Raw genomic sequence first — 7,951 nt, forward strand, 5'->3', positions numbered from 1 at the left:
GGTAGCCGGGCAAGCCGGTGACGGGCGCGCAGGAGGCGGCGGTCTCGCGGTAGAGGCAGTTGCCAAGGGGATCCAGGCCGGAATCGTTGGCGAAGTTGGCGAGCGTGATCTGGCCGAGGTTCTGCTTGCCCTCGGCGCGCCGGCGCTCCAGCCGCCCCTCCGCAAGGGTGGCGATGCCGCCCGAGTCGTAGCCCCGATATTCGAGCCGTCGCAGGGCTTCCCCCAGCTGCCCGGCCCCGGCGTCCCTCCCGACGATGCCAACGATTCCGCACATGGGTTCGTGTCTCTCAAGAGTCCGATTGACCGGGCTAAAACGCAATCGGAGTGGCGAACGAGCGCGGTTATGATCCAGTCTGGGGGGCGTCGGGCTTTAACGCCACGCGCTAACAGATACGAACGGCCATCTGTTGGTGGCCGGGGTCTAAGGACGGACAGAAATCATTTGGACGTCTTCAAGGACGAAGCTTGGGATTTCTCCAACCTTGGACTCCATCGATAGTGACAAAGGGAATGCCTACTTCAAAATTAAGAATGGCGGGCCGTTCGACTTCCAAAACCCAGCCCGCCTCGAGCATCATGGCCATGATGCGCCCTTCGATCTGACGTGAATGCGTGCCGATCACGATATAGGCGGCTAGGCGGCTCAACTCCGAGAGGCACCCCGCGATGAAGTCGGCCTCCCCACCCTGGATGTCGATATGCACGAGGTCGATCCGATTGCCGGCCGATAGGGCATCCAGAGTCAAAACGGGCAGAACGTCATACCGGCCTTCAACCTCAGCCTCGGTGACCTGATCTGGCGTGGCATCGAAGACTGGCTCCAACCCCCAGGAGATGCCCGCCTCGGCTTGCCTCGGAAAAAGAGCTGTTCCCGCTTTGGAGCCAACGATGCCGTGATGGATCTGCACCTGGTCCGACCTGAATCCGTTCTCGGCACACCCGCGCTCTGCGAAGGCGACGTGTCCCCGGTCGCCCTCGGCGCCGATCAACTCGACCTCCAGGCCGCGATTGCGTGCCGCCACGCCCGTGTTGAGGAGCCAGCAGCCCCAGCCACACCCGAGTTCCAGCACCCGGAACGTTTCTCGCGCCAGATCAACCGCGCGCAGCGCCGCGGCCCACTCGGCCATGTCAGCGTGCCAGTTTGCGGGTATCGGAACGTCTTCGACTTGCCCCTCCATCCCGGAAAGCACGGCGGGCAGGAAGGCTGGGTCGATCTTGACGCCGAGATAGTTCACCAGCCTGTCCGGCACCGCCTGCCGACCCTTGGCCTCGTGAGATCGCACGATCGCGTCGATCGGAATTTGAGAGTTCGAAAACCACAGGGGCGTTCCAAGCCGCTGTAATCGCTGCGCAGCGGCTTCCGAGGAAGCCGCAAGAGCCAAGGCGAGCGCAACCGGCTCAGCACCAACGCATTGATCGATGACCGACTGGCTCTCAGGATCGCGACCCAAAATTGCACGGTAGAGATCGACGACTTGGGTTGGCGTGATGCGGGTAGCTGGTGCTTCGTTCGACATTTGCGCCTACGAAAGAGTAATCGGCCGAGCGGGAGGCTTCAGCATACCCATGATCCGAACGCCGCCGGACGTCTAGTGCACTGACGCGGTCAGAGGATTCACGAGGCGGGCGATGCATGCGAGTCTGGGCAATGGCTCAGACCGTCTGCGTGCTCCTCGACGCCGCCACCCAGTCAGCGCTTGCCGCGATCGCCGGCGATCGATCCCGCCCCCTGAAGCACATCCTTCGGGCGCGTATCATCCTGCTCTCAGCCGAGCGCTTGAACGTGCAGGAGGTGGCTCGGCAGGCCGGCGTCAGTCGGCCCGCTGTCTGGCGCTGGCAGCAACGCTTTGCCGAGGAGGGTGTCGAGGGCCTGCTGCACGACAAGACCCGCCCGCCCGGCACCCCACCGCATTCCACGCGAACGGTGGCGCAGGTGCTGGCGCTGACCTGCTCGGAGCCACCCGACGAGGTCACCCACTGGACCGGACGCGCCGTCGCCGCGCGGATTGGGATCTCACTGCGCTCCGTGCAACGGATCTGGCAGGAGCATCGCTTGCAACCGCATCGGATCCGCACGTTCAAGCGCTCGCATGATCCGGCTTTTGCCGAGAAGGTCGAGGATGTCGTGGGCCTCTATATGGACCCGCCCGCCCACGCCGTGGTGCTGTCCATCGACGAGAAGAGCCATGTGTGGATGGCCCCCGGCTCGCAAGCGAAAAGTTGATGGATGAGATCGGTATGCTTGCAGTCATGTGTCCGGCCTGTTCGCGCGGCGCACACGGCCGCTGGCCACGATGGACGTCCGCAGGCTGGGACCTCATCAGATCCTCGGGTTCGAAACCCTGCTCTTCTTCAGGTTGACCCAGCCCGTCGGTGCGACCGACACTCCCATCATCCTCTCTCTCAGCAAGCGTTACGGGACAGACCGCAGACCCTCATGAGGCTGTAGCGGTCGGCCGATAGCTTTCTCCGCGAAGCATGATTGCCCAAGCGATCCGAGCGGTCTTGTTGGCGAGCGCCACTGCAACCTTCAACCGTGCGCAGCGTGCCAGAAGGCCCTGTATCCACGGATTGGCTTTGGCTGCCTTCGAGCGCAGCAGAACCGTCTGCGCACCGACGATGAGCAATCGCCGCAGGTATTGATCGCCCCTTCGGGTGATCCGCCCCAGCCGCTGCTTTCCGCCGGTCGACTTCTGACGTGGAGTCAAACCCAACCACGCTGCAAACTCCCGCCCGCTGCGGAAGGCGGCTGCGTCGGCAACCGTGGCGGTGATCGCCGAAGCGATGAGGGGCCCGATGCCGGGGACCGTCGCCAGGCGCTGGCTTATCGGATTTGCCTTGTGCCACGCACCAATCTTCGCCTCCACGGCAGCGATTTGAGCGTCCACGGCATCAAGGGCTGAAGCAAGGCAATCGAGAGTCGCACGCGCCAACTCCGGCACGGCAGTGTCCGTGCGCATGGTCTCTAACAGACGCCGGACATGCGAGGGACCTTGTGCCTCGATCAGTCCGAACTCGGCCAGGTGCCCGCGCAGCGCATTGATCAACTGCGTCCGCTGACGCACGAGCAACTCCCGAGCGCGATGCAGCACGAGCACGGCCTGCTGCTCTTCGCTCTTGATGGGCACGAACCGCATGGAAGGCCGCGTCACGGCCTCGCAAATGGCGGCAGCATCTGCCGCATCGTTCTTGCCTCGCTTCAGGTAGGCTTTGACGTATTGGGGCGGAATGAGGCGCACCTCGTGTCCCAATCGGCGCAGCTCTCGCGCCCAGAAGTGAGCCGTGGCACAGGCCTCCATCCCAATCCGACACGGCGGTAGTTTTGCGAAGTAGGTCAGGACCTGTCCACGACGGAGGCGTCGCTTCTCGACGACCACCTCGTTTGCATCGACGCCGTGAACTTGGAAAACATGCTTGGCTAGATCGAGACCAATCGTTGTGATCTGCATGACGGATGGCTCCTGTCCTGTGACCTTCGACGACACCAGCTTGGCACACTGATGCCGGCAGAGGGGGCCATCCACCCCATCAGATCCAGGCCCTGGAGCGCACCCGCCCCGACCAGCCCCTCGGTCCAGGCCACCCAGCCGCTCAGACCCACGACTATACTCGGCACGGCACCACGACCCTGTTCGCGGCCCTCAACGTCCTGGACGGCACCGTGCTCGGCCGCTGCATGCAGCGTCATCGCCACGGCGAGTTCATCCGTTTCCTCAACGCCGTCGAGACCGCCGTGCCGGCCGGTAAGCTCGTCCACGTCATCCTGGACAACTATGGCAGTCACAAACACCCGCGAGTCCGCGCCTGGCTTGCCCGCCATCCGCGCTGGAGCTTCCACTTCACGCCGACCTCGGCCTCATGGCTTAACGCCGTCGAGGGCTTCTTCTCTGCCCTAACCCGTCGCCGTCTACAGCGGGGCACCTTCACCGGCGTCGTCGACCTGCAGGTCGCCATCAATCGCTACATCGCCGAGCACAACCGTAGCCCAAAGCCCTTCATCTGGACTAAACCCGCCTCTGCAATCTTCGACGCCCTCAGCCGAGCTCCTGAACCATCCGTCAGAGTCAGAGCACTAGCAGGCTGTTGGAAGCAGTCGGTGGTGTGTTGGGATTGTCCGCCTGCTCAAATTGCTTGAAGCCCTAGCGTGAGCGTCCTGGGCAAGTGTCGGATCGTCGACCGGGGCCGTCCGCGATCATGCAAGCCTCGGGACCATCACCGCCACGTGAGCGGCCAGGAGGGCGCTCTACGAGCCTCTCGTCCAGATCCCCCTCTTTGGTGGCGGCTGCCCGCTGATGTGCGCGTACGTTCGGACCGTCGCGAAACATATGGAGGAGAGGGTGCGTTGCAGGTTCTTGCGGGGGTGTCTCGGCCTTCGGCCGGCACGCCCCGGTCAGGGGCGCGAGTTCGGCCCACTGCGCGTCGCTCCGCATCGCGCCTCCTGCCGAAAGAGGCAAAAGGCAAGACCCACGCAATCCGTTCAGGCGACGGCAGGCCCCAGGGGTTGCCGTCGCCTGAACTGGTCTGCCCCCAATGGCGTTTGCCTGAACAGACGTGATAGACGACGCAGCACCAAGTTTGCTCTATGGAGCGGCCTAGTTTTAGCCTGATATTGATTGCAAATCTTGACGTTTAGAGTTTGATGAACCAGTCATCGAAGAGAGTCAGACTGCTGAAGACCCGACGATAGCCGTTGTTCGCCATCAGATTTGCAATCTGTTCCCGACGCTCCGTGAAGTTATGCTCGATGCTGACGAGCTTCACATCAAATTCATCGAAATTGAAATTGCTGATAATATCGAATTCGCTTCCTTCGGTATCGATGCTCAGATAATCGATCTGCCGCGGAGCATCGCGTTCGATCAGCAAGTCCCGGAGACTGATCGTCTCGACCTCATAGCGATTGCCTGTCTCTCGCGCTGGCGCGTGCGAATCCGACTGCGAGAAGGAATCGATCGTCGACAGTTCTCGTTCGCCCGTCTCGTTGAACGTGATGCGCTCTCCGGATTTTCCGTAGACACATTTTGTAGATATCGAACAGCTTCGATTGAGAAAGAGGGCATCGTGCCAGGATCGTGCAGGCTCCGCGATGATGCCTGACCACCCGAAATTTTTCTCCAGAACAACAGTATTACTTAATTTCAAACCGTCGCAGACACCGAACTCGACAAAAAAGCCATTCCGCTTGAAATTCGTCTCAAACAAAACCCACAGATCTTGAAATATTTGCGATCTTGAGATTTCTATGTTTTCGGTGACAAATGAAAGGAATGAAATTTCGCGAGACGGGTGCGCCTGTCCCGAGTCAATACTTTCTTTGATTGTTATCAGTTATTGGAAGTAAGAAAGAAGATTAATCATTTAAATCGCAAACCTTTATGATCTCAGATGGATGAGGCATCATGGTATCACTGCCTCAGAGCTTCGGGAAGAACTAACACCACGCGACCGGACGGCAAAATCTGATTCAGAGCGCCTGACGGAACGGTATCGATGGGCATGCGCGTTCGAGAACCCGGGCGGCACGGACCGGCATCCTGTTCGGTCGGCGCGCAGGTCGCGCTTCGTCCAGCGTGGTCCTTGCGCCGGCAGGCCTCAACCATTGGCCCGGTTCGGATCATCGTTCGTCCCCTCTACTCCCTCCTCCATAGAAGGGACGAACGAAAACGTCGGTGGCTGATGCTCACAATGATCGACAGAGGGGTGTTTCTAGGGATAAGCGAATTTATGCCTGTATGCTCAGGAAGCTTTTATAGGCGTCGCTTATGCCATTGCTTATTTTTATACTTGGCTTCCAACCCATCGCATTCAACCGGCTCGAATCCATCAGCTTACGCGGCGTTCCGTCCGGCTTGGTCCTGTCGAACTCCAGAGAGCCTTTAAAGCCAACAACTTCGGCGACCAACTTCGAGAGCTTGTCGATCGTTATCTCTTCGCCCGATCCGATGTTGATGTGTTCGTAACCCGAATACTTTTCGATGAGAAACACGATCGCGTTTGCAAGGTCGTCGACGTGCATGAATTCGCGCAGCGGCGTCCCCGTTCCCCAAATGGTCACGCTCTGATGATCGTTGACCTTGGCCTCGTGAAATTTCCTGATCAGGGCCGGCAACACGTGGCTGGTTTCCAAATTATAGTTGTCTCCGGGGCCATAGAGATTTGTAGGCATCGCCGAAATGAAGTTGGCGCCATGTTGCTTCGCGTAAGCCTGACACAGCTTGATTCCTGCGATCTTGGCGATCGCATACCATTCATTCGTCGGCTCAAGGGGGCCGGTCAAAAGCGACGCTTCAGGAATTGGCTGCGGCGCAAACTTCGGATAAATGCATGAAGAGCCAAGGAATATTAGTTTTTCGACCTGTGATTTATAGCTTTCATGTATGACGTTCGTAGCAATCGCTAAATTGTCATATATGAAATCAGCGGGGTAAAGCGAATTTGCAAGGATACCCCCGACTTTTGCCGCTGCTATGATGACAACGTCAGGCTTATTGAAAGACATCCAGCTTTTGACATCAACGCTGTTTCTCAAATCGACTTCGGACCGACTGGATGTGAGGACGACGCAATTTTGGCTTTCCAATCGCCTTACGATTGCTGAACCCACCATGCCTCTATGGCCGGTAACCCATATACGTTTGCCTTGGATATCATAGGTATTCATCTTTTTTACATGTCCTTATTCAGAACTTATAATTGAAGATCGTGATCCATAGATAATTCTGTGAGACCATCAAGTTAGTCGCAATTTCGAACCATTGCTTATCCTATAAAATACCTGCATGTCTAGCCTCTCGGATACCCTGCTCATTGAAAGCGATCTGTAGTAAATCGCATTTCTAGACCGATCAGGTCTTAAGAAAAATATCCTTGATGAACAGAAAATTGACTTCATCGAAGACTTAGAAGTAGATTTATATACCAGTTGCGATGTCTCGATTATGACTTTGACTTATGAATGGTAATTTCGTTTTTTACAAAATCATAACGGAAAACATTCGTTCAATTTTTATCTGTGGCAAAAATTAATCTCATGCAAATCTTATTGTAAACAACGCTGATTTTACAAAATTGTCGGCCATGATGCTTCGATAAAAGCGCCATGACGACTTGTGATCAGCCGAACCTCATGCCGCGGCTTCACACCAAAGGGAGACCCACGCCCCTCCACGGTACATCGCTCTTGTCAAGAAGCCCTTGTCGGCTTCAACACCCGCCGCGATACGTCGCCTTTTGCGATCCCTGCATCGCCCGATCTCGCTTACGGCTCATCCCCGGCCTCAATGTTCATCATGCGCCCCGATCGAGCATCGAACGGACGGCTCGCGCTGACGTCCATAACGAGAACGAACGACGATCGGAAATACTCGGTTTCGCGTGCCATGAGCGAATGCGTCGGGCGACCTGCGGATTTTTCGGTTGAGGACGCAGGACGATGCCGCGGGCGGTCGCGACCGCCGGAAACCTTAATGGTTTGTTGCCGATGTCGGCCTAGGAAGTCTCGATCTTTCAAGGAGCTTTCCGATGCGCGTACTGCTGATCGAGGACGATGCCTCCGTCGCCGCCAGCATCGAATTGATGCTCAAGTCCGAGAGCTTCAACACCTACACCACGGATCTCGGCGAGGAGGGGATCGACCTCGGCAAGCTGTATGATTACGACATCATCCTGCTCGACCTGACGCTGCCCGACATCTCGGGCTACGAGGTGCTGCGCAGCTTGCGCGTCGCCAAGGTCAAGACGCCGATCCTGATCCTCTCCGGCTTGGCCGGCATCGAGGACAAGGTGAAGGGCCTCGGCTTCGGCGCCGACGACTACCTCACCAAGCCCTTCCACAAGGACGAGCTCGTCGCCCGCATCCACGCCATCGTGCGCCGCTCGCAGGGCCACGCCCAGTCGGTGATCACCACCGGCGACCTCATCGTGAACCTCGATGAGAAGACCACCACCATCG

The 7,951-nt window shown here is 58.2% G+C and carries 5 protein-coding genes and 3 pseudogenes; 3 read left to right on the plus strand and 5 right to left on the minus strand.

Features of this window, described 5'->3' with window-relative positions:
- Positions 1–274, minus strand: a pseudogene (locus tag MKK58_RS00195) (hypothetical protein); the annotation flags it as partial.
- 178 nt (positions 275–452) lie between these two features.
- A complete protein-coding gene (locus MKK58_RS00200; protein ID WP_243910209.1) occupies positions 453–1,517 on the minus strand; it encodes an FkbM family methyltransferase in 1,065 nt (354 codons plus the stop codon).
- Between the two features lie 131 nt (positions 1,518–1,648).
- On the opposite strand from MKK58_RS00200, the pseudogene MKK58_RS00205 reads away from it, so the two are divergent.
- Positions 1,649–2,191: pseudogene (locus MKK58_RS00205) on the plus strand (IS630 family transposase); the annotation flags it as partial.
- A gap of 244 nt (positions 2,192–2,435) precedes the next feature.
- On the opposite strand, the gene MKK58_RS00210 reads toward MKK58_RS00205, so the two are convergent.
- On the minus strand, positions 2,436–3,449 hold the full coding sequence (locus tag MKK58_RS00210) for an IS110 family transposase (RefSeq protein ID WP_243910210.1): 1,014 nt from the start codon (positions 3,447–3,449) through the stop codon (positions 2,436–2,438).
- An 80-nt stretch (positions 3,450–3,529) separates the two neighbouring features.
- On the opposite strand from MKK58_RS00210, the pseudogene MKK58_RS00215 reads away from it, so the two are divergent.
- Positions 3,530–4,135, plus strand: a pseudogene (locus tag MKK58_RS00215) (IS630 family transposase); the annotation flags it as partial.
- Between the two features lie 494 nt (positions 4,136–4,629).
- Here the strand turns inward: MKK58_RS00215 and MKK58_RS00225 are convergent.
- Both MKK58_RS00225 and MKK58_RS00230 read right to left on the minus strand, forming a co-directional pair.
- Positions 4,630–5,202, minus strand: coding sequence for an FkbM family methyltransferase (locus MKK58_RS00225; protein ID WP_243910211.1), 573 nt, complete (start codon positions 5,200–5,202; stop codon positions 4,630–4,632).
- Between the two features lie 520 nt (positions 5,203–5,722).
- Complete coding sequence (locus MKK58_RS00230; protein ID WP_243910212.1) at positions 5,723–6,661, minus strand: GDP-L-fucose synthase family protein; 939 nt, start codon at positions 6,659–6,661, stop codon at positions 5,723–5,725.
- A gap of 860 nt (positions 6,662–7,521) precedes the next feature.
- On the opposite strand from MKK58_RS00230, the gene MKK58_RS00235 reads away from it, so the two are divergent.
- Positions 7,522–7,951: response regulator (locus tag MKK58_RS00235; RefSeq protein WP_243910213.1), on the plus strand; the 430-nt coding region annotated here is incomplete at its 3' end.

The sequence above is a fragment of the Methylobacterium sp. J-078 genome, assembly GCF_022829285.1.
GTDB lineage: Bacteria > Pseudomonadota > Alphaproteobacteria > Rhizobiales > Beijerinckiaceae > Methylobacterium.